The following is a 24,888-nucleotide window of genomic DNA, read 5'->3' as shown; positions in this document are numbered from 1 at the left end:
CTAACAAATGGGATTTCCTCTTTTTTATATATTTCCACAGTTTAAAATAACTCCACTTTTGAGAAATCTTACACTTTCTGCTGTCTTTTTTCTCTTCTCACTTACAATACTCTCACAAGATAGCACAAGTATAGATAGAGACTATATTAATAAACTTACAGATTCTGCTACAACGTTCTACAATACGGGTAATCATAGCAAATCATTAGAGCTAACCATCAAGATTATAAAAGCAGCAGAAAAAATAAACGATACGGGTAATCTACTAAACGGCTACCGTTATTTAGGATATGATTACTTAATGCTTAATGATACCATACGTGCTCGGGATAGTTTTGAAAAAGCGCAATCACTTGCAAATCTCATTAACGATACTCAGACATTAGGTTTAAGTTATATGGATTTAGCAAATCTATATGGGTCATCTAAGGATCAATTAAAAAAGGCGCTCATATATCACAAAAAGTCTATAGAAACTTTTAAAGCTAGTAATGACTCTCTCAATCTAGGAACAGCTTATTATAATACTGCCTATACTCTTTTTGATCATGACAAGCCTGATATTGCGGCTATTTACCTGTACGAAGCAGATAAATACAAATACGCTTTAGATATCAATTTAAGAGCCGGGATACAAAACTCATGGGCAGAATATTACCTTGAAAAAAAGGATTATGAGAAAGTAGATTATTATTTATCAGAAGTTTTTCTTGACACTGCGTTGCATAAATCTAAACTTGACCTTGCAGATTCTTATGATCTATATTCTAAGAGCCTTTACGCTCAAAAAAGATATAAAGAGGCTTATGAAGCAGGTGATAAATACCAATCTCTTTTTGAAAAAAATATTGATCAATTACAAACAGAAAAATCTCAAAAAGTAGCAGCACAATATGAAGTAGCGCAATACAAAAAAGACATTGAACGCACAGAGCTTCAAAATGAACTACAAGCCAATAATGTTAGAAATAAGGATAGAGTGAATCAAATTCTCCTTGTGGTAGTAATCTTCTTTTTTTTATTAATCGCAATTCTTCTCTATGCTTTCTTTACCAGAAAAAAATATGTAAGAAATTTGCGAATTAAAAACATTGCCTACCTCAAAGCAAAGCAAAAATCTGAAGAACTATCCAGATCAAAAACTGAGTTCTTCTCTACAGTAAGTCATGAACTTAGAACTCCACTATACGGAGTTATAGGTCTGAGTACAATCTTACTAGACGACCCTGCGCTCAAATCACACGAAGAAGACATAAAATCTCTTAAATTCTCTGCAGATTATCTCTTAGCGCTTATCAATGATGTGTTACAGATTAATAAAGTAGACTCAAAGTCATTAAAAGAAGAGTTTGTAGTATTTAATGTAAGAGAGCTTATTCAAACCATTACCTCCAGTTTTGAATACATGCGCTTGCAAAATAATAATGTGATTATAACCTCTATAAAAGAAGATGTTCCTACCTATATAAAAGGTGACACGATACGCTTGTCACAAATTCTTATGAACTTGATAGGTAATGCTTGTAAATTTACAGAGAACGGTACCATAACTGTATTGATAAAAGCTGTATCGGTTTCAAAAAATAAGTGTAGGTTACACTTTTCCATCCAAGATAATGGCGTAGGAATTCCTCAGGAACGAAAAGAACGTATTTTTGATGAATTTTCTCAAATAGGTTCAAAACACTATTCTTATCAGGGAACAGGTTTAGGATTGCCCATTGTAAAAAAATTATTAGCACTTCACAATAGCGAAATTAAGTTAGAAAGTAAATACGGTGAAGGTTCTAATTTTTATTTTGAGTTAGACTTTTCGATAGCTCAAATCAATGAAAGACCCGAAGCAAATGCTCCCCTAGGAACCTCAACTAGCCTACAGAATAAAGAAATTCTCATTGTAGATGATAATCGCATTAATCAAAAAGTTACTCAAAAAATCCTTGAAAAATCAAATGTCATATGCACCATTGCTGGAAATGGTAAAGATGCCGTGGAGAAAGCAAAGCACTCGCACTTTGATCTGATATTAATGGACGTAAATATGCCCATTATGAACGGAATGGAAGCAACAGAGAAAATCCGAGAATTTAACCAAAATGTGCCCATCATTGCATTAACCGCTGTAGAGATCAAGGAAATGAGAGATCAGATATACGCCTCTGGGATGAATGATATTATCGTAAAACCCTACGACATTCATAAATTTAGACATACCATCGCTAATAACCTCCATAGACTCGTTGTATAAGACTTTTTAGCTTTCGCGAAAGCGTACTCCTCTACATACTCTAATAGCTACAAAGACTCCTGATTCTCAATTTTAAGAAAAATCTAAGATTTAGCCTTGGGGATCTATTGTATTTTTAAGCAAAACTAAATACAACCCTATGAATATATTTGAAGCTATACGTAAAGACCATGATAAACAGAGAGAGCTTTGTCGCCTAGTCACAAGCACCTCTGGAGAAAGCAAAGGACGGAAAGAAATGTGGGAAAGTCTTAAAAACGAATTACAGGTACACGCTATGGCAGAAGAACGCCATTTTTACAAACCACTTATAAGTAATGATATGATGCAAGAACATGCAAGACATGGAATTGCAGAACATCACGAGATGGATGAACTTATCGCAAAAATAGACGACACAGATCTAGACTCTCCAGCTTGGCTCACATATGCAAAGCAATTATGTGAAAAAGTGGAGCATCATTTAGAAGATGAAGAACATACTTTTTTCCAACTCGCAGGTAAAGTTTTTTCAGAAACTCAGAAAGAAGACCTAGCAACAGACTATAAGAAGTCTATGAAAGAAAATAGATAGGCTAAAAGTACTGACCTATTCCAAAAACAAATCCACGACTGTCACGTGATCCTATTCCTACGCCGTAATCTAATCTAATTACGGCGTTAAATATGCGCTTATGTAAAAACCTAATGCCTATCCCAGAATATATTTCAAAGGAAGATTTGGGAGTAATTGTACTTAGACTTCCTTTGGGTTCTTGGAGTATACCTGCATCAACAAATGTATTTCCTTGCATTACAAACCAATCTTTTTCTAAAAGTGTATAACGGTACTCTGTATTTACAAAAACAAACGAAGTACCACGATTGCTGTCATTTCCAGACCCGCGAAGATTGAATTGATTATCTATCGTAAAAGGAGCAAATTCTGTTTTTGTAAACGATGAATAGCCTAGTTGTAGCCTATTAGCCCAGTTTCCTCTCTCACCTAGTTTTTTAAAATATTCGAACGAGTTAGTTGCTATGAAGGTATCTCCTAGCAATCCATCACCACCAGTCTGGTAACTTACATCAAAAATATTTCTAAAACCTACTACATATTGATAATCAATATCTAAAAAATTGGTCTCATATTGAGCTCGATAGAATGTTTTATTTGCATTAAGGTCATTTGGGAGATTTTCAGCCGCTGGGGTTTCATTATATACATATGATTCGTCAAAAAATCGTACACCTAATTCTGCCTTGTTGTGAAAATCGATCTCATACAAAATATACATTTCAAGACCGCGATCCTCTTTTTTATAATTAAAAGGCTCATCCTGAAAATAGACAGGTTCAAATGTAATATTATCAATATAGTTAAGTCCAAGACCCCACTTATTACTAAACAGAAATGGAGCCTCCCAATACGCCCCAAAAGAACTAAAAACATCCTTTTGGAAAAATCCTCCTATAATCTGACTTTGACCCAAGAAGTTAAAATCAAATACACTTGCACGAAAGGCAAAACTATCATCATTTGCTTGCCCTATACGCAAGCCTGGAATAATGGCAAAATTCTCAATAATTTTATAGCGTAAGGTATAAGTAGAATCTTCGTTTATAATTTTTACAACAGAAGCTTTTGCTATTGCGGGCAAGCGATTTAATCGCTCAAGATCTGTAACCACTTGGAGTGAGTCATAAGGCCTAGCAACATGCACCTTTATCAAATGCCTTAATAGCGATTCATCCACCCGCTTTAACCCCTCAAACGAGATTTCTTTTACGGTAAAATGCTGTGCACTACAAACAGAAGTAACGCTTACTAAAAGGGCAATCCAAAGAAATTTCATAGGTAAAATAGGTCGCTTGTCTTAACTTTAAAGATAAGTGCTTTGTAGTATTTAAATCTCAGCTAGTCACGTTCAAAATAAGTACGCAAAATTTCGGCTGCTGGTTTGTTTTGGGGGGTGTATTGATTATTCTGTTCTCCACCTACCTCATCATGATGAATAAACCACTTCCAGACAAACCCACCTGCCATCCACTCTTCTTGCCAAACTGTTTCTAGCAATGCCTGAGTTGCGTTTGCTTGTCCTTGGAGATTTACCCCAGTCATAGATCGGTCTGCTTTCCAAGGTTCTCTACCCGTATAATCGACTGATCTGTACCCAAATTCTGTGAAAATAACTTTACGGTCTTTTGCTTTCGCGAAAGCAGCTAGCTCTCCTCCCCACTTTTTCCACCCTTCCCTAGCACAGGCTACAGATGGTGTTTCTTCATCGCATACAGGAAAATATGCATCTACTCCAATAAAATCTAGCTGATTCCAAAAAGGAGTTCGCTTATATTCATCCCAATTTGCCGCATATGTAAGTTTGCCATTATAGATTTTCCTGATATCAATAATAAGTTGCTTCCAGAATTCTGGTCTGTTGCTTACAAAATTTTCAAGCTCTGTGCCTATACAGAAGATAGCTGTATTCTCTTCTTGAGCTAGCACTGCATACTCTATGATAAAAACCCTGTAAGATTCTTCTAGGGCTAGCCAATCCTCTTCTGTACGCATTTTGAGATAGCCGGTAAATTCTCCGTGACGAATCCATAATTGAGGTTTCATCATAACGTTTATATTCCCCTTATGCAACTGGGTAATATAATTGCGCCCTCCTTCTTTAGTCTCACCATACCATTGCCGGTCTGTGTTATAAACAATTTGCGGAGCATCCTTTTCTGGTATAAATCCAAAAGGCATCACCGCAGCATAATTTGCATGAAGATCTTTTACTGGTTTAACATGGGTACTATCTACAGGGCTTCGGTTTGCGACAAAGCTTACTCCCTTAATTTTCATCTCTGGTACAGGTTGCGCACTGCAGGAACATAGAAGAATAAAAATAAATGTTTTTATAATAAGATTCACCTTACTTACTTTTTCTTTGAAAGATACACCATTTGACAAGACCTTCATTATTCTGCTTTCTAAATTTTTAATTTGCGTCTAAAGGTCTATTCCAGTGATCCAAGCATTTTTTTTAAATAACTTTTGAGAGCTCTGAGTTTCCTATATTTAAAACTACCCAACAAGAATTTAACTAGCTTAAAAAATATATACGCTTTCGCGAAAGCGTATTTAGAATAGTAACACACCCAAAATGTGTTTTTAAAAAGATATATTTACGATTGTACAAATACCCATTAGTATGCAAGAACACATCGTCATTATAGGTAACGGAATTTCTGGTGTGACCACCGCACGGCATATCAGAAAAGCCTCAGACAAAAAAATTACGATCATCTCTTCTGAGACAGATTATTTCTTCTCACGTACCGCCTTGATGTATGTGTATATGGGTCACATGAAATATGAACATACCAAACCCTATGAAGATTATTTCTGGAAAAAAAACCGCATTGATTTAAAGCGTGCTTTTGTAAAAAACGTAGATCATCAAAATAAACAATTACACCTTTCTGGAGGAGAACAGATGAGTTACGACAAGCTGGTTCTTGCTGTAGGGTCAAAGCCTAATAAATTTGGCTGGCCTGGCGAAAATCTCAATGGCGTTCAAGGTCTGTACTCTAAGCAGGATCTAGATTTACTAGAAAAAAATGCTCCTAATAATGAAACCTGCAAGCGCGCTGTCGTAGTGGGCGGTGGACTTATTGGGATAGAAATGGTTGAGATGTTACTCACACGAGATATACCCGTGACATTTCTAGTGCGGGAGCATAGCTTCTGGAATAGCGTCTTGCCAGAAGGTGAGAGTGCGATGCTCAATAGACATATTAAAAGTCATCATGTAGATTTACGTTTAGGGGTAAATTTAGAAAGCATCCAAGGTGATGCGCAGGGCAACGTTACGTCAATAATCATTAAAGAAACAGGTGAGGAAATTGCTTGTGATGTAGTGGGACTTACAGCTGGCGTTACACCAAATGTTGATTTCTTAAAAAATAGCGGGATAGGAATAGGTAGAGGTGTGAAAGTAAACCCGATGCTGGAAACCAATATAAAAGATATTTATGCTATAGGAGACTGTGCAGAGCAACACGAAGGTATTAATGGAAGGAGACCCATAGAAGCGGTATGGTACACGGGTAGAATGATGGGCGAAGCTCTTGCCCAAACGCTCACAGGCAATCCCACCCCATACAATCCCGGCCACTGGTTTAATAGTGCCAAGTTTATGGATATAGAGTACCAAACTTACGGCTGGGTTTTTGCTAAACCGAAAGCAGGAAATACTCATTTTCATTGGATCCATAAAGACGATGATAAATGTATTACGATTGAAATGGAGGAAACGTCTCGCACGTTTTTAGGTATTAATAATTTTGACATACGGTTGCGTCACGAACTTCTAGACAAATGGCTCACAGAAGGAAGAAGCACAGATTATGTATTAGAGCATCTTAAAGATGCCAATTTTGATCCAGAATTTTACAAGCACTACGAATCTGAAATTTTAGAAGCATATAATAAGGCCTATGGTACCTCAATCGTCCCAAAGAAAAAGAGCTGGAAACGAATTTTTGCTTAAACCTTCCCATAAAATATCATATGAAAACGATTAAAATTATAGGCCTTATTATCTTCCTTACAGGAATGGCTATCTGGACCGGAGCACTTTTTATGGGAGAATTTTCTCTTACTCAAGAGCAGTTAGATAGCTTTATAGAAGAAAAAGGAATCAAGAGCGAACTCTTAGCCAAAACACTTGAAGAAGAAGTTGTGGGTGAAACCTTTGGCACCTTTGGATTTTCGAGTGCCATACGTGGCGCACTTACCGACAACAATGTGTACTACGATGAGCAAATTGCCAAATATGATGCTGCCAAGGAATGGGACAAAAAAGGGGCGCAATATCAGTACAGAATTAATAATGGAGATTTTCAAGCATTCACTTTTAATTTGGCAAAGAAAGCGGGAACCGGTTTTGTAAGAGAAAATCCAGGACTTATGTGGATTTTAACCTTTGGACTGGGAATACTTGGCGCGCTTATGTTCATTTTTCCTAACCTGGTGCTCTTAGGACAACCAGGCATTAAAAATGACCATATCTATCACAATAGTGCTACCAATCGCGGGTGGATAGCATGGCTGGTTTTGATCTATTTAGTGGCGTTCTATCTTGTGCTTTACTTTTATTCAGACTATGTTGTAAACTGGACCTTTATTTTAGACCCTATAAGTAGAGCGCTCAATGGTGGCGATGCGAGCCAGTGGTTTGTGTATGGTTTTATGTATTGTGTCATTATGATCACGATGGCGGTGCGTATGTACATAAAATACAGACATAATAAATACCAGATTGTACGTACCACCTCCGTGCTATTTTTCCAAATTGTCTTTGCCTTTCTCATTCCAGAGATAATGTCTAGTCTTGGGAAACCAGGCTACGATTTTAAAAATGCATTCCCGCTAGATTACGACTTCTTTTTTGAATGGAATCTAAATACCTTAACCGCTAGCGGCGGACTCGGAATTTTTATTCTCGTTTGGGGTATTGTGCTTACGCTAGTCATTGTACCCGTTATGGTCTATTTTTTTGGAAAAAGATGGTACTGTAGTTGGGTCTGTGGTTGTGGTGGTCTTGCTGAAACACTTGGAGATCCCTACCGCCAGCATTCAAACAAAACCATGAAAGCTTGGAAACTAGAGCGCTGGCTTATACACAGTGTTTTAGTGTTCTCCCTTGTAATGACACTCGTTACTCTATATTGCTATTTTACTGGAGCTCAAGCTTTTTTAGGCATTAACACAAACTGGATAAAAGACACCTATAGCTTTCTCATAGGCGCGTGGTTTGCTGGGGTGATAGGAACCGGCTTCTACCCTATTTTTGGAAATCGAGTTTGGTGCCGTTTTGGGTGCCCGCTTGCTGCATATCTTGGTTTTGTACAACGCTTTAAATCTCGTTTTAGAATCACCACTAATGGAGGGCAGTGTATCTCCTGTGGTAACTGCTCCACTTATTGTGAGCAAGGGATTGATGTACGTGCCTATGCACAAAAGGGAGAAAACATAGTACGCTCCTCCTGTGTAGGTTGTGGTATTTGTAGTGCCGTTTGCCCGCGTGGCGTGCTTAAGCTAGAAAACGGCCCAGAGAAAGGACGTATTAATCCCACACAAGTATTGTTGGGCAATGATGTAGATTTAATGGATTATGTAAATAACGAGCAGCACTCTGCCTAGTAGTATTTCTATTACGCTTTCGCGAAAGCGAAACTTAACCGAGACAATTTCGAAAGTGTTATAGTGAGCTTGTCGAAGTGCGCTATATGCGGCTCACAGATTCACAAATACCTGTATATTTAGACAAAACAAATACAGACCCACAAGTAAAGCAAATTAGCAAAGCTTGTGCTGAGCTTGCCGAAGTATGCCCCACTCGCTTTATGCAGTGGCCTGTTGTAACACATTTAAAAACTGAATGGAACCATTTTTTCGAATAGCATATATAATAATACTAATTCTGTTTATAGCTACAATATGGTACCTTATTGCAAGGTATATACTATTTCCAATATTTTTTAAACCAAAAATAAAATCATCTGAAATTTTTAAATTTCTTGAAGAAAAGAAATGTTCATTTATTGAATATAAAACTCTAAATAGTACAGAAAAACAAAGAAATCAATTTAACCGAACTAAGGGATTCTCAGTTGATGAATTATTTACTTTAAGAACGCAATACAAGATTGTCTGTTTTTGCATAGCTGAAAAGAAATATAAAATATACTGGATAGAAGTTCAAACTAGACTTACTTTATTTAAAAAACGGACTATGCAATTTATTGAGGAAAAAAATGTTGAAATTCTAAATCAATTGCAAAAAGAATATAATCAGGAAATTATTATCGTGGCTGACAAATGTCCTGCCTGTAAAAGCGGAATTTTGACAAATGAAACTGAATGTAAAAATTGCGGACTGAATTTTGTAGCTAAATGAATACAAAACGTGCTACAACAAAGAACTGAGTTAAAATACAAGCCTACTTAGACAAGCTCAGCAAATGCTTTTAAGCTAATTTTGTTCTATAGTTTTCATCGTATTGTCTTCCTGATTTTGCAATAGCAAGCGCAAATTTGGAAATTCATTATTTAAAAATTCCAGACTTTCATCTACTAAAGGTTTGCTACATAAATTGCGACAACAGAAATGACTAGAATTTTAAAAAACCCTTATCCACTTCATCTATATTCATGGAAAAAAGCAATCACTTTAGGATTCTTTATTGCATTTTTTCTATTTGCTTTCCAACCTTTTGGTTTACACACGCTCTATATCGAGCACAAAATATGGGTAATTTTAGGTTATGGTTTTATAACCTTTCTTGCTGTTGGATTTAATCAACATATAGCACCGCTACTATTCCCTTCTATTTTTATTGAAAAGCAATGGACGGTTTTTTCTCAAATTATTTGGTTGCTTTGGAATGTCTTTCTAATTACCATTCTCAATTACTGCTACTCTATTTACGTGATAGATTTTCCTAATGACTTATACATTTTTCTACGTTTTCTTCTTTACACGTTTGTTACAGCGATCTTCCCTCTAGTTATTGTAACCATTTTGTCACATAATAAAAAATTAGCTAAAAACTTAAGCCATGCTTCACAGCTAAATAAAAAGTTGACCCATCAGGTTAGTAAAAAAAAACCAGATGGTGAGTTGATAATCTTTGCATCAAATAGGAAGGATAATATTACAACAACAATCTCTGATTTGATGTTTATTGAATCCATTGGAAATTATGCAACTATTAGGTGGGTTGATAATGAGAAGATTTTAGAAAAGACAATACGCAATACTCTAAAAGATATTGAAAAACAATTAGTGGATTTCGATTCTATGTTTAGAAGCCATAAAGCTTTCATTGTAAATTTAAATCAAATTAAAGAAGTAAATGGAAATGCTCAAGGCTACAAATTAGATCTTAAAAACGGAAAAATTCAAGTGCCTGTTTCCAGAAATCATATCAAATCATTTAGCGCAAAGTTCGATAAAAGCTAAAATACCTCACTTCAAAATGCAACTTATCACAAAGTCTTGTGTTTTGTCACAAACTCGCTGTCTGCGAGGCTTTTTGTTTTATTCTTGTTCCACATTCTAATTTAAAATGAAAACAATTATGAACAAATTTTTAATTATCACAATCACATTTCTTGGGCTATGCAATACATTAAATGCACAATTCGACGAGAAATTTTATTTCCCATCTAAAGACTACTCTATAAATGATGCTGTAGATCACGAGGATTTATTTTTTGAAATTGAGGCTGTAAAAATTCATACATTATGGCTTAAACCAAAACAAAAAACTCATACTTCAATTTTATTATTTATAGGCGCTAGTGGAAATGCTTCTAAATATGTTTCGATGGCAAGCTCGTTACTTTCTCTAGGGTATCAAGTGTTAATATTTGAACCTAGAGGATATGGTCTTTCATCAGGTGTACCTAAACACATGAATGTAATTTCCGATGCTCAATTAGTATTTGATAATTTGTTAAAAAAGGAAGAAATTAAAAACACCAGAATTGTAATTTACGGAGCTTCATTAGGGAGTCAAGTAGCTACACATCTCACTAAAAACAATCAAACAAAAATCAGTGGACTAATTATAGATGGTGGTATGAGTTCCTTTACAGATATAGCGTTATCGCAAGCGCCTGAAACTCAAAAACCAATGATTAAACAATATCTTACTTCACCTTACTCAGTGAAAGAAGATATCAAACAAATAGAAGATGTACCTAAATTACTTATTCATAGTAGAGAGGACAAAACTGTACCATTTGCCCAAGTAGAATTAAATTACAAAAATGCTCAAGAACCTAAAGAACTTTGGGTACATAAAGGTGGACACCTTCAAGCCTTAAAAGAAGATAAACAAGCTTACATTAAAATTATTGGAGAGTTTACAAACAATTTAAAACTAACAAAATAATGTTTTTGGAAATTGAAAAAATAGCTCAAATATTAATTTATTACATACATGCTCCCATGGGTGGAGTTGCTCTATTAGCTGGTGGAGTGGCACTTATTGTTAAAAAAGGAAATAGGACTCACAAAAAAGCAGGTCTTATTTTCTACTACGCTATGCTTATTTCTGCGTTAACAGCTTTCATAATCTCAATAATGCCGAATCACGAAAGTCCTTTTTTATTCTCTGTAGGTATGTTTAGCACGTATTTCTTACTTGGAGGATATAGAAGCTTAAAATTTAGAAATAAAACTCACAATGTGTTTATTGATAAATTGATTGCTGTAACTATGGTTATTACTGGACTAATCATGATTATTTATCCTATTATTTTTCATGAAAGAGTTGATGTTGTATTACTTATATTCGGACTTGTGGGTATTAGCTTTGGCATTAGAGACATTCGTTTATTTCAAAATAAACACAAACTAAGAGAGAAATGGCTAACGCTTCATGTGGGTAAAATGACAGGAGGCTACATAGCCTCTATAACAGCATTCTTTGTGGTTAATCAGTTTTTACCGTATTTATTCAATTGGCTTTTACCAGGAGTAATTGGAAGTGTCTATATATCATATTGGATTAAAAAACTTAATCGGAAAAATTAATCACAAACTTAGGTAGCAAATTGATTATTGATAAAATTAAGGTCTATGGGTTTTCGAGTGAGTTGCTTATCAAAAAGTATACTATTTTCTACACAAGAACTCAAGCATAAAGCGAACCTGTGCCTTTCTCCCGTTACGCTTTCGCGAAAGCTAACTCGTCGGAGACAAGTTCGAAAATGGTATACTGAGTTTGTCGAAGTGCTCAATGTGCGGCCACAAAATTCATAAATAAGTGTATTTTTAAAAAAAACTAATACAGAACTACAAGTAAGGCAAATCAGTAAAGTTTGTGCTGAGCTTGTCGAAGTATGCCGCACTTGCTTTTTGTAGTGGCCTGTCCTAAAATATTAATTAGAATCATGAATAATAATACTTTACCAATGACTCCTGAAGAGTTGAAAGCTATTGAAAAAGAGTATGAAAAAGGAAATTCAAAACTCAAGAAAACATCAATCATTGCTCCTGGTTTAGGTATCGCTGCTTTATTTGCTCCACCTGAACTTTGGAATTTTATTAAATTTTTTGATAAAAAAAGAACTATTAGAAATTTAGAAGACGTTGCAGAACCAATGTACAAAAGTCCAACAATGATAATTATAGTTGTGATTGGAGTTGCGCTAACAATATTTTTGACCTATTATGCTTTTGTTCGTTCGGTAAAAAGAGACTTGGAAGATAAAGAAAAAATTCGTGAAGAATTTAACGTAATTGGAGTTAAAAATTTGAGTAAGAAGGTTGCAGAAAATCTTGAAGGATTAGATACTGTATTACATTTTGAAAAAAATAATTCCAAAATAAAAAAACATCTTTTCAAAAAATCTAAAAATCCAGAACTATTAAATGCTAAAAGTATTTTAATAGAAAGATCTAAACACGCTGGAATAATTTTTTTGGAAGAAATAATAAAATAACGTTGCACTATGCGGTTTATAATTAATTGCGGCAGTCTAATTATCAAGAATACTCACTTATTTATAAATGCATATAGCTATAGCTATCGAAGGTATTTCCACATCAGCTCATTACCGCTTTGTCGTATGGCTCCGCTGTAAAATTCATAACCATCTTACGCATTACTTAAACAATAAAGTATCTGGCTTTATCAAAACTTGAGGTATCCATCAAAAGTAAATTTTACTGCTACTAGCATCATCTTCACAGTCGACCTCCCTCGTCGATGATAAGGGAGCAATTTTGAAAGTGGTTGACTGAGATTGTCAAAGTACTATATGTGCGGCTCACAGATTCACAAAAAAATGTATATTTAGACAAAACAAATACAGACCCACACGTAAAGCAAATTAGCAAAGCTTATGCTGAGCTTGTCGAAGTATGCCGCAATCGCTTTATGCAGTGGCTTTTTGTAAAAAATATTGACCAAATTTGAGAGTATATTTTAAATGTTCAAATTGCAACTATGAAAACCGATTAAAAACAGAATCGAGTACTCGTATTGATTATGCCATGGAAAATGGAAAAATCCGAGAAACTTACTGTAAAAAATGTAATCAGAATTCTACTCTGCATGCTAATAAATTTTACGCAAAGGAATCCAAACTGATTTCAATTCTTGCTGGAATTATATTCCTAGTAGGTACTTTGATCGGAATTTATTTTGTGATGGAAATAGTTTCCGAAATGAAAACAGTCATTGGAATTATTGCAGTTGCATGCGGATTACTAATTCCAGTATGGATTTATGATATTTTAAGCAAAAACGATAGAAATCGAGTGAAAGCATTTAATCAAACCTATGTGTCTGAATAAAACAACGTATGGCAACAAAGAACTGAGTTAAAAAAAACCTACTTCGACAAGCTCAGCACATGCTTTTAAGCTAATTTTGATCTATGGTTTTCATCGTAGATTTTTCTTCAACTTAGGAATTAGAACACCACAAATCTCAAAACAATTCTTCCACTTACACATCGCATAACTAAAATTTAGAATTACACTCTGCAATTGTCTCTCCCTTTTTTTAGCCAATTTAAATTTTCGCGAAAGCGTAATAATCACTTTTATTAAGATGACAATTTCTCTTATTTGCTAAATTGAGTTTGCAACTCCTCCACTATGGTTTCAATCTGCTTATTTTTATTATTTTTCTCTAGGAAACGTGCGGGCACAGCTCGAAGCTCACAATTTGTAATGGCGCAACGCTCACAGGTAACACCTACTTCACGACGTTCCAATTTTGGGTCTGAAAGGAAATTTAATTTTCGCTTGAGTTGCCTATTAATCAACAATCCAATACTGATGCTTCTGTAATACTGCTCTCTAAAGGGATCTTTGGTGGCAGAGGAGAGCACCAGATAGCTGTTTCCATCACTTTCGTAATTAGAAATTTGTAAATCAAATGCATGATCCTTCTTGCTGTGACTTATTTCCTTCAAAATATTTAAAGACACCCAGCGCCTGCAATAATGCTCGTTGCTTTCATTTGCTCGAGGCGATTGCTGGTGGGATAAATGCAGTTCTTTTTTAAGATAAAAGCGGTCGCTGCCTGCTTTGTGGGTAAAGCGTAAAAAGAAAAGATTTTGAATATTAAATGCTTGGGGTAGTATATTCGTAAGCCGCTGGTAATACGATTCTGGTGAGGCGTTAAAGGAGGCTATGGAGTTTAAGAATGCTTCTTTATCAAAATGATCTTTTTCAAAAATTGCAGTTAATTGCTCTTTGAGCGAAGTGGCTGGAATCATTAACGCGCCGGCAAAATAGGAAGCGTAAAAATTATTTAATACTTGGTCAAAGGTGTCAAACTTAATCCACGGGAACGTATATAAACGCTCATTGATCTCTAGAAAATGAAAGGCCAACTCTTTTGCATAAATAAAGGTGCGTTGTGCTTCATCTATACCGTCTGTGAGTAATAAAGTTTTAGTTTTAGGGATAAATACAGATCTTAAGTTTTCTAGGTCTTCATACTTTGATAATTCTTCATTTAAAATGGTGTACCCAAATTCTTCCTGCAGTATTTCTTCTAAAATAGCAGACGTGATAGGCCTTAGTAAATCAATGTGATAGGCTTTTGCAAACTGTGCGACCTTCTTCTCTAAGTCATCAAAGTAATTCTGGTTGGCCTCTTGATACGATCGTACGGATGCTAGGAAGAAACTTTCTCTACTTACATTATAATTTTGTGAAATCTTAATAATGGTACTTATAAATGCATTCACCTTTGCAGGTGCATTTGCCACTATATCAATAAGGTTACTTTCTTTGATGCCAAATAGCTCTAGGGGAATTTCTTTAAGAATATTGGATTGTAGTAATTCACCAATAGGCGCCAAATTTTTATCTAGCTTAAGCGAAACAAACTGATCGTACGGAACCTCCAATTTTTCGGAGAGAATGGCAATTTTATCGGGTTTAGGATATTTTTTTCCATTTTCAATTTCATTTAAATACGACTTAGACATGCCCGTAAGTTTGGATAATCCAAACAGAGATAATTTCTTGTCATTGCGTATCTGCTTAAGCTTTAAGCCAAAAATAAGCTTGATGTAATTCTCCTCCATAATACAAAGATACTCTTATTTGCGAAAATATAATTTTCAGCGAATTTATATTTTTAGCGAACGTTCGCTTGTTTTTATGAATTCTTTGTTTTAATATTGTTGTATAAATAGCAACACAAATGAAAAATACGGTAGCACTTTCACAAATTTCCTTTTCTAACGCTGTCACAAATTATTATCCTGAAATCCTAACGGATGAAGCCTTAGAATTCATAAGCGCATTGCACGAAAAATTTAATGCCAGTAGGCTAGCGCTACTCAAGAGGCGTGAAGAACAACAAAAGGTTTTTGATCAAGGTAAATTTCCTGAGTTTCCAAGAGAAACTGTAGCCATTAGAAATGCTGAGTGGACAGCTGGAGCTATCCCTTCAGACTTACAAGATCGCAGGGTTGAAATTACGGGTCCGGTAGATCGAAAAATGATCATAAATGCCCTCAATTCTGGTGCAAAAACTTTTATGGCAGACCTTGAAGATAGCACGGCTCCCTCTTGGGACAACGTCATTAAAGGACAACAGAATTTATTGGATGCCAATAAAAAAACCATCTCCCTCGTAGATGAGGCTAGAGGAAAATCGTATCAATTAAATGAGAAAACTGCTGTGTTACTGGTAAGACCTAGAGGACTTCACTTGAATGAAAGGAATCTGTTGTTTGATAACGAAGAGGCATCAGGAAGCCTTGTGGATTTTGGTTTATATGTGATACACAATACAAGAGTCCTTCTTGAAGATAACACAGCCCCTTATTTTTACCTACCTAAACTAGAGCACTACTTAGAGGCTCGCTGGTGGAACGAAGTGTTCACTTTTGCAGAAGAATACTTAGCTGTTCCTATAGGAACTTTTAAAGCAACCGTATTAGTAGAAACCATTACCGCTAGTTTCCAGTTAGATGAGATTATCTACGAGCTCAAAGATCATATCGTAGGCTTAAACTGTGGCCGTTGGGATTATATCTTTTCCTATATCAAGAAATTTAGAAATCATGAAAACTTTGTGGTTCCTAACCGTGATCAGGTAGGCATGGATGCTCCATTTATGGATGCCTATTCAAAACTTGTGATACAACGCTGTCACAAGCGCAATATTCTCGCCATAGGTGGTATGGCAGCTCAAATTCCTATTAAAAATGATCTTGAGGCCAATCAAGCTGCGCTCGATAAAGTCAAAAAAGACAAAGAACGTGAAGTAAAAAATGGTCATGACGGTACGTGGGTAGCACATCCCGCATTAGTAGCCATTGCGATGGATGTTTTTAATGAGCATATGCCTACCTCAAATCAGCTGGATGTAAAGCGAGATGATGTAACTGTTAGTGAACAGGATTTGGTTGCTATACCTCAAGGAACCATTACTGAAGCTGGTGTGAGAAAGAACATCAACGTTGGTATCTTATACACAGAGGCTTGGTTAAGAGGTCATGGAGCAGTGGCGCTATATAACCTCATGGAAGATGCGGCCACCGCCGAGATATCTAGAACACAAGTATGGCAGTGGCTTAAAAATGAAGTTACTTTAGAAAATGGAAAGGTATTTAATCTTGATTATTATCAGGATCTACTAGATGATGAAATTGAAAAAATACTCAAGGAGGTGGGTGAACAAAGTATGGTTCACTCCAAGTTTCCACTGGCCATTGAATTGTTTAATAACTCCATACGCGCTCAAGAGTTTGTAGAGTTCTTAACCCTACCCGCTTACCAATATATTTAAAAAAAACAATCCCGCGATTGCGGCAACAATCTACAGGATCTCATTATTAAAACTCAATAACGTATCTCAAAATTATGAAAAATCCACAACAACCCACCTACAACTCTGCACTAGAAACCGTAAGGAATTTAAAACAAAAATACGGAGCTACTTGGAATGCGATTACACCAAATGCCGCGGCTCGTATGATGGTACAAAATAGATTTAAGACAGGTCTAGATATTGCAGCCTATACTGCAGGAATCATGAGAAAAGACATGGCTGCCTATGATGCAGACAATACACAGTACACACAATCTCTTGGATGCTGGCATGGGTTTGTGGCGCAACAAAAAATGATTGCGGTAAAAAAACATCATAAAACAACTTCAAAAAAATACTTATACCTATCTGGGTGGATGGTAGCGGCACTTCGCTCTGAATTTGGACCGCTTCCAGATCAATCGATGCACGAGAAAACATCGGTGCCAAAATTAATAGAAGAGATTTATGACTTCCTCCGCCAGGCAGATGCGATTGAATTAAATGACCTCTTTAGAAGATTAGACAACGGAGAGGATGTGCAAGATCAGATTGACAATTATGAAACCCATATTGTTCCAATCATCGCCGATATTGATGCAGGTTTTGGAAATGAGGAGGCTACGTACCTGCTTTCTAAAAAAATGATTGAAGCAGGAGCTTGTGCTATTCAAATTGAAAATCAGGTTTCAGACGCAAAGCAATGTGGTCATCAAGATGGAAAAGTGACGGTACCTCATGAAGATTTTATCACAAAAATTAATGCGATTAGATATGCCTTTTTAGAGTTAGGCGTAGAAGATGGAGTGATCGTAGCGCGTACAGATTCTGAAGGTGCTGGCCTTACTCAAAAACTCCCTGTAAGTAAAGAACCGGGTGATCTAGCTTCACAGTACCTAGCCTTTGTAGATGCAGAAGAGATTGACATCGCTGACGCGAAAGAAGATGATGTCCTTATTAAACGTGATGGAAAACTAGTGCGCCCACTTCGTTTAGAAAACGGATTGTACAAATTTAAAGAAGGTTCCAACATAGACCGCGTGGTATTAGATTGTATCACCAGCCTACAAAATGGTGCAGATCTACTGTGGATTGAAACACCTACGCCTAATGTGAAACAAATCGCGCATATGGTAAATCGTGTGAGAAAAGTGGTGCCAGATGCAAAACTAGTGTACAACAATTCTCCATCATTTAACTGGACACTAAATTTCCGCAATCAAGCTTATGAAGAAATGTGTGCAGAAGGAGAAAACATGACGGGATATGATAGAAATAACTTGATGGATGCGCAGTATGACACTTCAGAATTGTCATACCGAGCAGATAGAAACATTCGTTCTTTTCAAAAAGATAGTGCCAGAGAAGCAGGGATTTTCCACCACCTCATCACCCTTCCTACCTATCACACCACAGCATTACACATGAATGACCTTACTGAGGGATATTTTGGAGAGCAAGGGATGCTGGCGTATGTAAAAGGAGTACAACGTCAAGAGATACGAAAGTCTGTCTCTTGTGTAAAACACCAACGTATGGCGGGGTCTGATCTAGGAGACGACCACAAAGGGTTTTTTGCTGGTGATAAAGCGCTGAAAGCTGGTGGAACAAAAAATACGTCAAATCAGTTTGAGGTAAAAGTGACCATAAACACTCCTGAAAAAGAAGTAGCAATACTCGTATAAACTATAAATTATTCAAATTTAAAAAGGTGGTTAGACCTCAAGTCTCACCACCTTTTTTATGGATATAAATCTCCATTACATTTTAGACACTCAGCTAATAGAAGTCATCGGCTTATCATTCCCTATTGTCTATTCGTTTCCATAATTTTGTATAAAGGTTTTTGCTTTCGCGAAAGCTAGATACGTTTAACTATCAAATTCCTATATGCACAATACTCAAGTAGCTACTTATATAAAAAATGTACTTCAAAATTTTCCATCAGATTGGCTTCATCTGACGACACATCGCCTGGATATCTATGATGAATCTCAAGCCAAATCGGAATTTTTAGAGAAATTTGAAACCCTCTTTAAAGCTAATAATTTTGAAACAGAGGCACTCCATAGTTTGCCTACCGCATATGATTACATACGTTTAGGCCATCCGCTTTCTACCTTACTGGAGTGGAAGATCGCTAAGTCATTCGGGTTATCTGCAGAGGCAGTGATTAGTTTTTCTTCTCAAACCATGCCTGTTTTAGCCGTGCTCCGTAAAAATCTGCTGTCAGGCAAAAAAACACAGCTCCTGTATACGGAAAGCTTACCTAAGGGTTTCGATGAGGAGGTCATAAAAAATGTGTACGGCTATACTTTTGAAGTCAGTAGAATTACCAGCACCGATGACATCCCTGCTTTCGATGGCAGTACTATTGTAGTTTCAACACAAACTGATTATGATAATTTCGCTTTAAGCGAAAAGGTGGATTTCTATGTTCATCTTCACGACACTTTGGGAAGTATCTTAATAGTAAATGGTCAAGCTAATTTTGAATATATATCAGATATACAACATGTAAGAAGGCGAGAAAGCATTGCCATGAACCCAGTCAATGCACTCAAAGCATTGAAAAGAATTGTAAAGAAGCCTGAAGAAAATGTAACACATCCAGAAGCCGAAAACAAATCATCAGTACAAAGTTTATTATCAAAGATTACAAATACTACCACTACACCGCTAGTGGCTTCTAGCGGATTGTCTATGCAATATGCGATTATGATGGGGCTAGTAGATCATGCACAACAACATCATGACGGTAAGGCGATAAAATTTATCGTTCCTCCAAATTGTTATGGGGGAACCAATGATCAAGCAAGACGTGTGGCAGCGGTACACCAAAATGTTGATGTCGTAGATCTCCCAGTAGATGGTGATAATGACATGGTGCAAAGCTTACATACGGTGTTGTCTAAAATTGCACATGAAGACGCTATTCCCTATATCATTGCAGAGATACCTACAAATCCCAGAGTCGAGGTTCCAGATTTGGATGCCTTAAAAGATGCGCTCGCAAAAAAGAGACAAACGGCAAGTGGTGAAGATGCTACTCCTCCACTATTTATACTCGATCAGACCTTTTGTCCCAACGTACATTTCTTAGGTGAAGGTGATATACTTTCTAGTGTGCAAGCCATTTCATATGCGAGTGGTTCCAAATTTCCGAGTGGTGGCAAAGTGACTGCTGGTTATGTGGTGTCTAATGATATTGCAGCCCACTTAATGCCGGCGATCGAAAAGCATTTACTTCTTTGTGATAACGAAGCTACTACTGAACAATATCATTTTCTAGCCCAGCAACTCCCTTCTATGAATAAACGAATTGCGGAAGCCTATGAGAACACTCGCAAATACGTAGATTTTATAGCAGAAGTGCTTCCAGAAGCAAAAATTAATTTTGTTTCAGAGGAGCTTGCACAGCGTGGATTTACACCGTCTGTTTTTTCGCTTAAACTTCCTGCAAAAGGAAATTCACCTGCAGAAATTGAACAAAACCGAAGAGCTTTAAACTTGAAGCTTATTAATATGATGATTACACAAATACCGCAAGAGAGTAAGTATTGTGTAAGTTACGGTCAACTAAAAGGTGTTTACTGGACCATACCAGCAACGTCTACCCAAGGAACCACAAAAGAAGGAGACAAAGACTATATTGTGCGCGCTTCCCTTTCGGCAAATATGGATCTTGAAAAACACAAAAAGGTATTTTTAGATTTTGTAAAGAGTATGTAAGAGATAATATGATTTCTCAACAAGTAGATTAACTGAGAGTTCGCTTTCGCGAAAGCGTAAAACAAAAAATCCCAATATTGCTATCGGGATTTTTTAATTATTCTGAATCTAAGGGTTTCATTTCAAAGTCTTCCATGAACTTCGTCGTGTAATTACCCGCGATATAATCTGGGTGATCCATTAACTGTCTATGGAAAGGAATTGTTGTTTTAATACCTTCGATTACAAACTCATCAAGAGCTCTTTTCATTTTGCTTATCGCCTCTTCTCTGGTTTGCGCCGTTGTGATCAACTTTGCAATCATAGAGTCATAGTTAGGCGGTATCATATACCCGCTATATACATGGGTATCAATACGTACTCCGTGTCCACCTGGTGCATGTAAATTTGTGATACGTCCTGGTGAAGGTCTAAAGTCATTAAACGGATCTTCTGCGTTGATACGACACTCTATAGAATGTAACTGTGGGTAATAATTCTTACCAGAAACAGGTACACCTGCGGCGACAAGAATTTGCTCTCGTATCAAATCATAATCTACTACTTGCTCTGTAATAGGGTGCTCCACTTGAATACGCGTATTCATTTCCATGAAATAGAAATTGCGGTGCTTATCTACTAAAAATTCAACCGTTCCTGCGCCTTCATAATTAATGAATTCTGCTGCTTTAACGGCTGCTTCACCCATACGCTCACGGAGATCATCTGTCATAAATGGAGACGGAGTTTCTTCTGTAAGTTTTTGATGACGTCTTTGTACTGAACAATCTCTTTCAGATAGGTGACATGCTTTACCGTTGCTATCTCCTACGATTTGTATTTCAATATGACGAGGCTCTTCAATAAGCTTCTCCATGTACATACCATCATTTCCAAAGGCTGCAGCACTTTCTTGTCTTGCGCTTTCCCAAGCTTTGAGCAGATCTTCTTCTTTCCAAACGGCACGCATTCCCTTACCTCCACCACCAGCGGTGGCTTTAAGCATTACAGGGTAACCAGTCTCGATAGCAAGTTGTTTACACTCTTCAAAATCTGCAATGATTCCGTCAGATCCTGGTACACAAGGTACACCTGCTGCTTTCATTGTCTCTTTTGCGGTAGCCTTGTCTCCCATTTTTGAGATCATTCCCTCGGAAGCGCCAATAAACTTAATATCGTGCTCTTCACATATCTTAGAAAACTTTGCGTTTTCAGATAAGAAACCATACCCTGGGTGAATGGCATCTGCATTAGTTATTTCTGCAGCTGCAATTACATTAGACATTTTAAGGTACGACTCTGCACTAGGTGCAGGACCTATACAAACTGCCTCGTCTGCAAATCTTACGTGAAGACTCTCACGGTCTGCCGTAGAGTATACAGCTACTGTTTTGATGCCCATCTCCTTACAAGTGCGTATCACACGTAGTGCAATCTCACCACGATTTGCAATAAGTATCTTTTTAAACATAGTGTTTAGTTTTTATTGTAGATGCTTAGAAGGTATTTGATTACGCTTTCGCGAAAGCATAACATCAACTAAGCACTTCAATGATTAAAATACCCGCAAGGGATTATGATGGATCTACCAAAAATAATGGTTGATCAAATTCTACTGGAGAAGAATCATCCACTAAAATCTTTACGATGGTACCTGAAACTTCACTTTCAATTTCGTTGAAAAGTTTCATTGCCTCAATTACACAAAGTACATCCCCTTCTGCGATCTGCTTACCAACTTCTACAAATGTTGGTTTGTCTGGTGCTGGTTTTCTATAGAATGTTCCAATGATAGGAGACTTTACAGTGATATATTTTGAATTATCATCCTCTGCTGGAGCGGCTGCTTCTGCTGCTGGAGCTGGAGCACTTGCTGCTGGAGCTTGGGCTACTGGAGCTGCTGCTTGCATAGGTTGCATGGCTGGCATTTGCTGTAAAATAGTAGTAGCGGCTTTTTCGTCGTCACCAGTTTTGATAGTGATTTTTACATCATCCATCTCTAGTTTTACTTCACTAGCGCCAGATTTTGCAACAAATCTGATTAAGTTTTGAATTTCTTTTAAATCCATAATTTTCTGAGTTAGTCAGTTTAGGTTACTTAGAGTCATATGCCCATTTGAGGTAAATTGAACCCCAAGTGAATCCGCCGCCAAAGGCAGCAAATATGATATTATCTCCTTTTTTCAATTGTTTCTCATAGTCGCTCATCAGCAGTGGTAAGGTTGCTGATGTCGTATTTCCATATTTATGAATATTGATAAGAACTTTGTCCTCATCAAGTTCCATCCTTCTGGAAGTAGCATCTATAATTCGTTTATTGGCTTGATGCGCTATTAAAAAGTCCACGCTTTCACCAGTAAGGTTATTGCGTTTCATAATTTTATCGCTTACATCTGCCATATTTGACACTGCAAATTTAAAGACGGTTTTACCATCTTGAAATACCGTATGTTGTTTATTATCTAATGTTTCTTGCGAGGTAGGTAAGATACTTCCTCCAGCATCTATTTTAAGGAAATCACGCCCTATTCCGTCTGAGCGTAAATACTCATCTCGCAAACCAAGACCTTCCTCATTAGGTTCAAAAAGTACGGCACCACCACCATCACCAAAAATGATACACGTGGTTCTGTCTGTATAATCAATTATTGAGGACATCTTATCTGCCCCTATCAATAAAACTTTTTTATATCTACCAGACTCGATGTAACTAGAAGCTGTAGACATTCCATATAAAAAACTGGAGCAAGCTGCAGAAAGGTCAAATGCAAACGCATTTACAGCCCCTATTTGCGTTGCTGTATATACAGCAGTGGAGGCCACAGGCATATCTGGTGTAGCGGTTGCTACGATAACCATATCAATTTCTGCTGGGTCAAGATTTTTTTTATTTAACAAATCTTGAGCTGCCTTTATTGCCAAGAAGGAGGTTCCTTGTCCTTCTTCTTTTAGAATGCGACGTTCCTTTATACCCGTTCGAGTGGTAATCCACTCGTCATTTGTATCGACCATTGTTGCCAGAATATCATTAGTTAACACATATTCTGGAACGTATGCGCCCACAGCGGTAATTGCTGCTGAGATTTTAGTCATTTGCGTTGATTAAATTTGTTTCGATTTTGATCATTTTTGATTAAAATCGAAGGGGAAATTACTAAAAATTGATCAAAATGAGTTTAAAATTAACTTTTTTTGCCAATTTTAGCGCATAAAAAAAACCCCCATTTCAATGGGAGTTCTATCTTCTTAAAAGTGAGGACTATGCCTCTACTTCTTCAGTTTTATCAATCACTACTTGCCCTCTGTAATACAACTTACCTTCGAACCAGTGTGCTCTGTGATAAAGGTGCGCTTCTCCAGTTGTAGGATCTACAGCTATTTGCGGTACAGCAGCCTTGTAATGCGTTCTTCTTTTATCTCTTCTTGTTTTCGAGATTTTTCTTTTAGGATGTGCCATTACGTACTCTTATTTATCTGTTAATAGTTTTTTTAAAGAATCCCATCTAGGATCTGTATCTTCTTTTTTTTCTTTTACTTCTTGATCTGGTATGCTTAACTCTTCAAGCTTATCCAAAATATCTGATTTAAGAGTCCCGTCTACAACTCCAGGATGAACCCTTTTGTTAGGCATAGACAATACTATAAGTTCATAAATGTATTGAGCTACATTAATTTCAAACTCCCCGTAAGGAAGTATCAATATGTCCTCAAACTCATCATTAAACTCATGCCCAAATTTTACAACAAGCTCATACTCCCCTTTTACAGGGTGGTCAAATGGTTCATTTGTAATATCGCAATTTACATTAACTGTTCCTTCAACTTTAAAGTCAAACTCCATTAAAGTTGACTTCTTTGTCAAAGTAAGTTTTGCACTTACATTAGACTCATTATAGTCATCAAACTCAAAAAGATCAAAGAACGATTTTGTAATCGTATATTCAAATGTATGCTCTCCTTCTTTTAAACCTACGTATTGTATGGTGTATGGTTTTAATCCTTTCATCACATCAGCCGTTTGGAGCGCGCAAAGATACATAATTTTTTATATTACTAAAGCGCGGGATAAAATTAATTTACTTTAATTTATT

Annotated in this window: 21 protein-coding genes; 13 read left to right on the top strand and 8 right to left on the bottom strand. The window is 36.6% G+C overall.

Going from position 1 to position 24,888, the window contains the following annotated elements:
- The first annotated feature begins 7 nt into the window (after nucleotides 1–7).
- Nucleotides 8–2,248 (top strand): response regulator, encoded by a 2,241-nt coding sequence (locus OD90_RS11025; RefSeq protein WP_144669223.1) that lies wholly within the window; start codon nucleotides 8–10, stop codon nucleotides 2,246–2,248.
- A gap of 139 nt (nucleotides 2,249–2,387) precedes the next feature.
- Nucleotides 2,388–2,822, top strand: a complete 435-nt coding sequence (locus tag OD90_RS11020; RefSeq protein WP_144669222.1) for a hemerythrin domain-containing protein — start codon at nucleotides 2,388–2,390, stop codon at nucleotides 2,820–2,822.
- A gap of 1 nt (nucleotide 2,823) precedes the next feature.
- Here OD90_RS11020 and OD90_RS11015 read toward each other — a convergent pair whose 3' ends face one another.
- Nucleotides 2,824–4,083: a POTRA domain-containing protein gene (locus OD90_RS11015; protein WP_144669221.1), complete on the bottom strand. Its 1,260-nt coding sequence runs from the start codon at nucleotides 4,081–4,083 to the stop codon at nucleotides 2,824–2,826.
- A 62-nt stretch (nucleotides 4,084–4,145) separates the two neighbouring features.
- Entirely contained in the window at nucleotides 4,146–5,201 is a 1,056-nt protein-coding gene (locus OD90_RS11010; protein ID WP_144669220.1) for a glycoside hydrolase family 113, read from the bottom strand.
- Between the two features lie 232 nt (nucleotides 5,202–5,433).
- Here OD90_RS11010 and OD90_RS11005 point away from each other — a divergent pair, with 232 nt between their 5' ends.
- The 8 genes from OD90_RS11005 (at nucleotide 5,434) to OD90_RS10970 (ending at nucleotide 13,599) form a co-directional block, all read left to right on the top strand.
- The gene (locus OD90_RS11005) at nucleotides 5,434–6,774 is read left to right on the top strand and encodes an NAD(P)/FAD-dependent oxidoreductase (protein ID WP_144669219.1); all 1,341 of its coding nucleotides are present in this window, start codon (nucleotides 5,434–5,436) and stop codon (nucleotides 6,772–6,774) included.
- A 20-nt stretch (nucleotides 6,775–6,794) separates the two neighbouring features.
- Nucleotides 6,795–8,429 (top strand): 4Fe-4S binding protein, encoded by a 1,635-nt coding sequence (locus OD90_RS11000; protein WP_144669218.1) that lies wholly within the window; start codon nucleotides 6,795–6,797, stop codon nucleotides 8,427–8,429.
- 238 nt (nucleotides 8,430–8,667) lie between these two features.
- On the top strand, nucleotides 8,668–9,186 hold the full coding sequence (locus OD90_RS10995) for a hypothetical protein (protein ID WP_144669217.1): 519 nt from the start codon (nucleotides 8,668–8,670) through the stop codon (nucleotides 9,184–9,186).
- Nucleotides 9,187–9,396: 210 nt separating this feature from the next.
- Nucleotides 9,397–10,251, top strand: coding sequence for a LytR/AlgR family response regulator transcription factor (locus OD90_RS10990; protein ID WP_144669216.1), 855 nt, complete (start codon nucleotides 9,397–9,399; stop codon nucleotides 10,249–10,251).
- Between the two features lie 118 nt (nucleotides 10,252–10,369).
- A complete protein-coding gene (locus OD90_RS10985) occupies nucleotides 10,370–11,188 on the top strand; it encodes an alpha/beta hydrolase (protein ID WP_186434751.1) in 819 nt (272 codons plus the stop codon).
- 5 nt (nucleotides 11,189–11,193) lie between these two features.
- Nucleotides 11,194–11,832, top strand: coding sequence for a DUF2306 domain-containing protein (locus OD90_RS10980; RefSeq protein WP_144669214.1), 639 nt, complete (start codon nucleotides 11,194–11,196; stop codon nucleotides 11,830–11,832).
- A gap of 359 nt (nucleotides 11,833–12,191) precedes the next feature.
- On the top strand, nucleotides 12,192–12,743 hold the full coding sequence (locus OD90_RS10975; RefSeq protein WP_144669213.1) for a hypothetical protein: 552 nt from the start codon (nucleotides 12,192–12,194) through the stop codon (nucleotides 12,741–12,743).
- A 553-nt stretch (nucleotides 12,744–13,296) separates the two neighbouring features.
- Nucleotides 13,297–13,599 (top strand): hypothetical protein, encoded by a 303-nt coding sequence (locus OD90_RS10970; RefSeq protein WP_144669212.1) that lies wholly within the window; start codon nucleotides 13,297–13,299, stop codon nucleotides 13,597–13,599.
- 272 nt (nucleotides 13,600–13,871) lie between these two features.
- On the opposite strand, the gene OD90_RS10965 is transcribed toward OD90_RS10970, so the two are convergent.
- Complete coding sequence (locus OD90_RS10965; RefSeq protein ID WP_144669211.1) at nucleotides 13,872–15,350, bottom strand: helix-turn-helix domain-containing protein; 1,479 nt, start codon at nucleotides 15,348–15,350, stop codon at nucleotides 13,872–13,874.
- A 119-nt stretch (nucleotides 15,351–15,469) separates the two neighbouring features.
- On the opposite strand from OD90_RS10965, the gene aceB reads away from it, so the two are divergent.
- From aceB to OD90_RS10950, 3 genes are all read left to right on the top strand, one after another.
- Nucleotides 15,470–17,065, top strand: a complete 1,596-nt coding sequence (gene aceB / locus OD90_RS10960; protein ID WP_144669210.1) for a malate synthase A — start codon at nucleotides 15,470–15,472, stop codon at nucleotides 17,063–17,065.
- A gap of 74 nt (nucleotides 17,066–17,139) precedes the next feature.
- The gene (locus OD90_RS10955; protein ID WP_144669209.1) at nucleotides 17,140–18,771 is read left to right on the top strand and encodes an isocitrate lyase; all 1,632 of its coding nucleotides are present in this window, start codon (nucleotides 17,140–17,142) and stop codon (nucleotides 18,769–18,771) included.
- Nucleotides 18,772–18,976: 205 nt separating this feature from the next.
- The gene (locus tag OD90_RS10950) at nucleotides 18,977–20,818 is read left to right on the top strand and encodes a PLP-dependent transferase (RefSeq protein ID WP_144669208.1); all 1,842 of its coding nucleotides are present in this window, start codon (nucleotides 18,977–18,979) and stop codon (nucleotides 20,816–20,818) included.
- A 97-nt stretch (nucleotides 20,819–20,915) separates the two neighbouring features.
- On the opposite strand, the gene accC is transcribed toward OD90_RS10950, so the two are convergent.
- The 5 genes from accC to OD90_RS10925 all read right to left on the bottom strand — a co-directional run bounded on the left by accC (nucleotide 20,916) and on the right by OD90_RS10925 (nucleotide 24,803).
- Complete coding sequence (gene accC / locus OD90_RS10945) at nucleotides 20,916–22,268, bottom strand: acetyl-CoA carboxylase biotin carboxylase subunit (protein WP_144669207.1); 1,353 nt, start codon at nucleotides 22,266–22,268, stop codon at nucleotides 20,916–20,918.
- Nucleotides 22,269–22,371: 103 nt separating this feature from the next.
- Entirely contained in the window at nucleotides 22,372–22,866 is a 495-nt protein-coding gene (accB, locus tag OD90_RS10940) for an acetyl-CoA carboxylase biotin carboxyl carrier protein (protein ID WP_144669206.1), read from the bottom strand.
- A gap of 25 nt (nucleotides 22,867–22,891) precedes the next feature.
- A complete protein-coding gene (locus OD90_RS10935; protein WP_144669205.1) occupies nucleotides 22,892–23,890 on the bottom strand; it encodes a beta-ketoacyl-ACP synthase III in 999 nt (332 codons plus the stop codon).
- 166 nt (nucleotides 23,891–24,056) lie between these two features.
- The gene (rpmF, locus tag OD90_RS10930; protein ID WP_144669204.1) at nucleotides 24,057–24,254 is read right to left on the bottom strand and encodes a 50S ribosomal protein L32; all 198 of its coding nucleotides are present in this window, start codon (nucleotides 24,252–24,254) and stop codon (nucleotides 24,057–24,059) included.
- 9 nt (nucleotides 24,255–24,263) lie between these two features.
- Nucleotides 24,264–24,803, bottom strand: a complete 540-nt coding sequence (locus OD90_RS10925) for a YceD family protein (protein ID WP_144669203.1) — start codon at nucleotides 24,801–24,803, stop codon at nucleotides 24,264–24,266.
- Nucleotides 24,804–24,888: the final 85 nt, after the last annotated feature.

Origin of the sequence: Dokdonia sp. Hel_I_53, assembly GCF_007827465.1 — a bacterium.
Classification (GTDB): Bacteria; Bacteroidota; Bacteroidia; order Flavobacteriales; family Flavobacteriaceae; genus Dokdonia.
This window is presented reverse-complemented; position numbering and strand designations above follow the sequence as displayed.

Bases quoted from the DNA above. Each gene is read 5' to 3' on its own strand.
- OD90_RS10925 (WP_144669203.1), bottom strand. From the start codon at position 24,803: ATGAAAGGATTAAAACCATACACCATACAATACGTAGGTTTAAAAGAA.
- OD90_RS10955 (WP_144669209.1), top strand. From the start codon at position 17,140: ATGAAAAATCCACAACAACCCACCTACAACTCTGCACTAGAAACCGTA.
- OD90_RS10965 (WP_144669211.1), bottom strand. From the start codon at position 15,350: ATGGAGGAGAATTACATCAAGCTTATTTTTGGCTTAAAGCTTAAGCAG.
- accC (WP_144669207.1), bottom strand. From the start codon at position 22,268: ATGTTTAAAAAGATACTTATTGCAAATCGTGGTGAGATTGCACTACGT.
- OD90_RS10970 (WP_144669212.1), top strand. From the start codon at position 13,297: ATGGAAAATGGAAAAATCCGAGAAACTTACTGTAAAAAATGTAATCAG.
- OD90_RS10950 (WP_144669208.1), top strand. From the start codon at position 18,977: ATGCACAATACTCAAGTAGCTACTTATATAAAAAATGTACTTCAAAAT.
- OD90_RS11015 (WP_144669221.1), bottom strand. From the start codon at position 4,083: ATGAAATTTCTTTGGATTGCCCTTTTAGTAAGCGTTACTTCTGTTTGT.
- aceB (WP_144669210.1), top strand. From the start codon at position 15,470: ATGAAAAATACGGTAGCACTTTCACAAATTTCCTTTTCTAACGCTGTC.
- OD90_RS11025 (WP_144669223.1), top strand. From the start codon at position 8: ATGGGATTTCCTCTTTTTTATATATTTCCACAGTTTAAAATAACTCCA.
- accB (WP_144669206.1), bottom strand. From the start codon at position 22,866: ATGGATTTAAAAGAAATTCAAAACTTAATCAGATTTGTTGCAAAATCT.
- OD90_RS11020 (WP_144669222.1), top strand. From the start codon at position 2,388: ATGAATATATTTGAAGCTATACGTAAAGACCATGATAAACAGAGAGAG.
- OD90_RS10975 (WP_144669213.1), top strand. From the start codon at position 12,192: ATGAATAATAATACTTTACCAATGACTCCTGAAGAGTTGAAAGCTATT.
- OD90_RS10935 (WP_144669205.1), bottom strand. From the start codon at position 23,890: ATGACTAAAATCTCAGCAGCAATTACCGCTGTGGGCGCATACGTTCCA.
- OD90_RS11005 (WP_144669219.1), top strand. From the start codon at position 5,434: ATGCAAGAACACATCGTCATTATAGGTAACGGAATTTCTGGTGTGACC.
- OD90_RS11000 (WP_144669218.1), top strand. From the start codon at position 6,795: ATGAAAACGATTAAAATTATAGGCCTTATTATCTTCCTTACAGGAATG.
- OD90_RS11010 (WP_144669220.1), bottom strand. From the start codon at position 5,201: ATGAAGGTCTTGTCAAATGGTGTATCTTTCAAAGAAAAAGTAAGTAAG.
- OD90_RS10995 (WP_144669217.1), top strand. From the start codon at position 8,668: ATGGAACCATTTTTTCGAATAGCATATATAATAATACTAATTCTGTTT.
- OD90_RS10990 (WP_144669216.1), top strand. From the start codon at position 9,397: ATGACTAGAATTTTAAAAAACCCTTATCCACTTCATCTATATTCATGG.
- OD90_RS10985 (WP_186434751.1), top strand. From the start codon at position 10,370: ATGAACAAATTTTTAATTATCACAATCACATTTCTTGGGCTATGCAAT.
- rpmF (WP_144669204.1), bottom strand. From the start codon at position 24,254: ATGGCACATCCTAAAAGAAAAATCTCGAAAACAAGAAGAGATAAAAGA.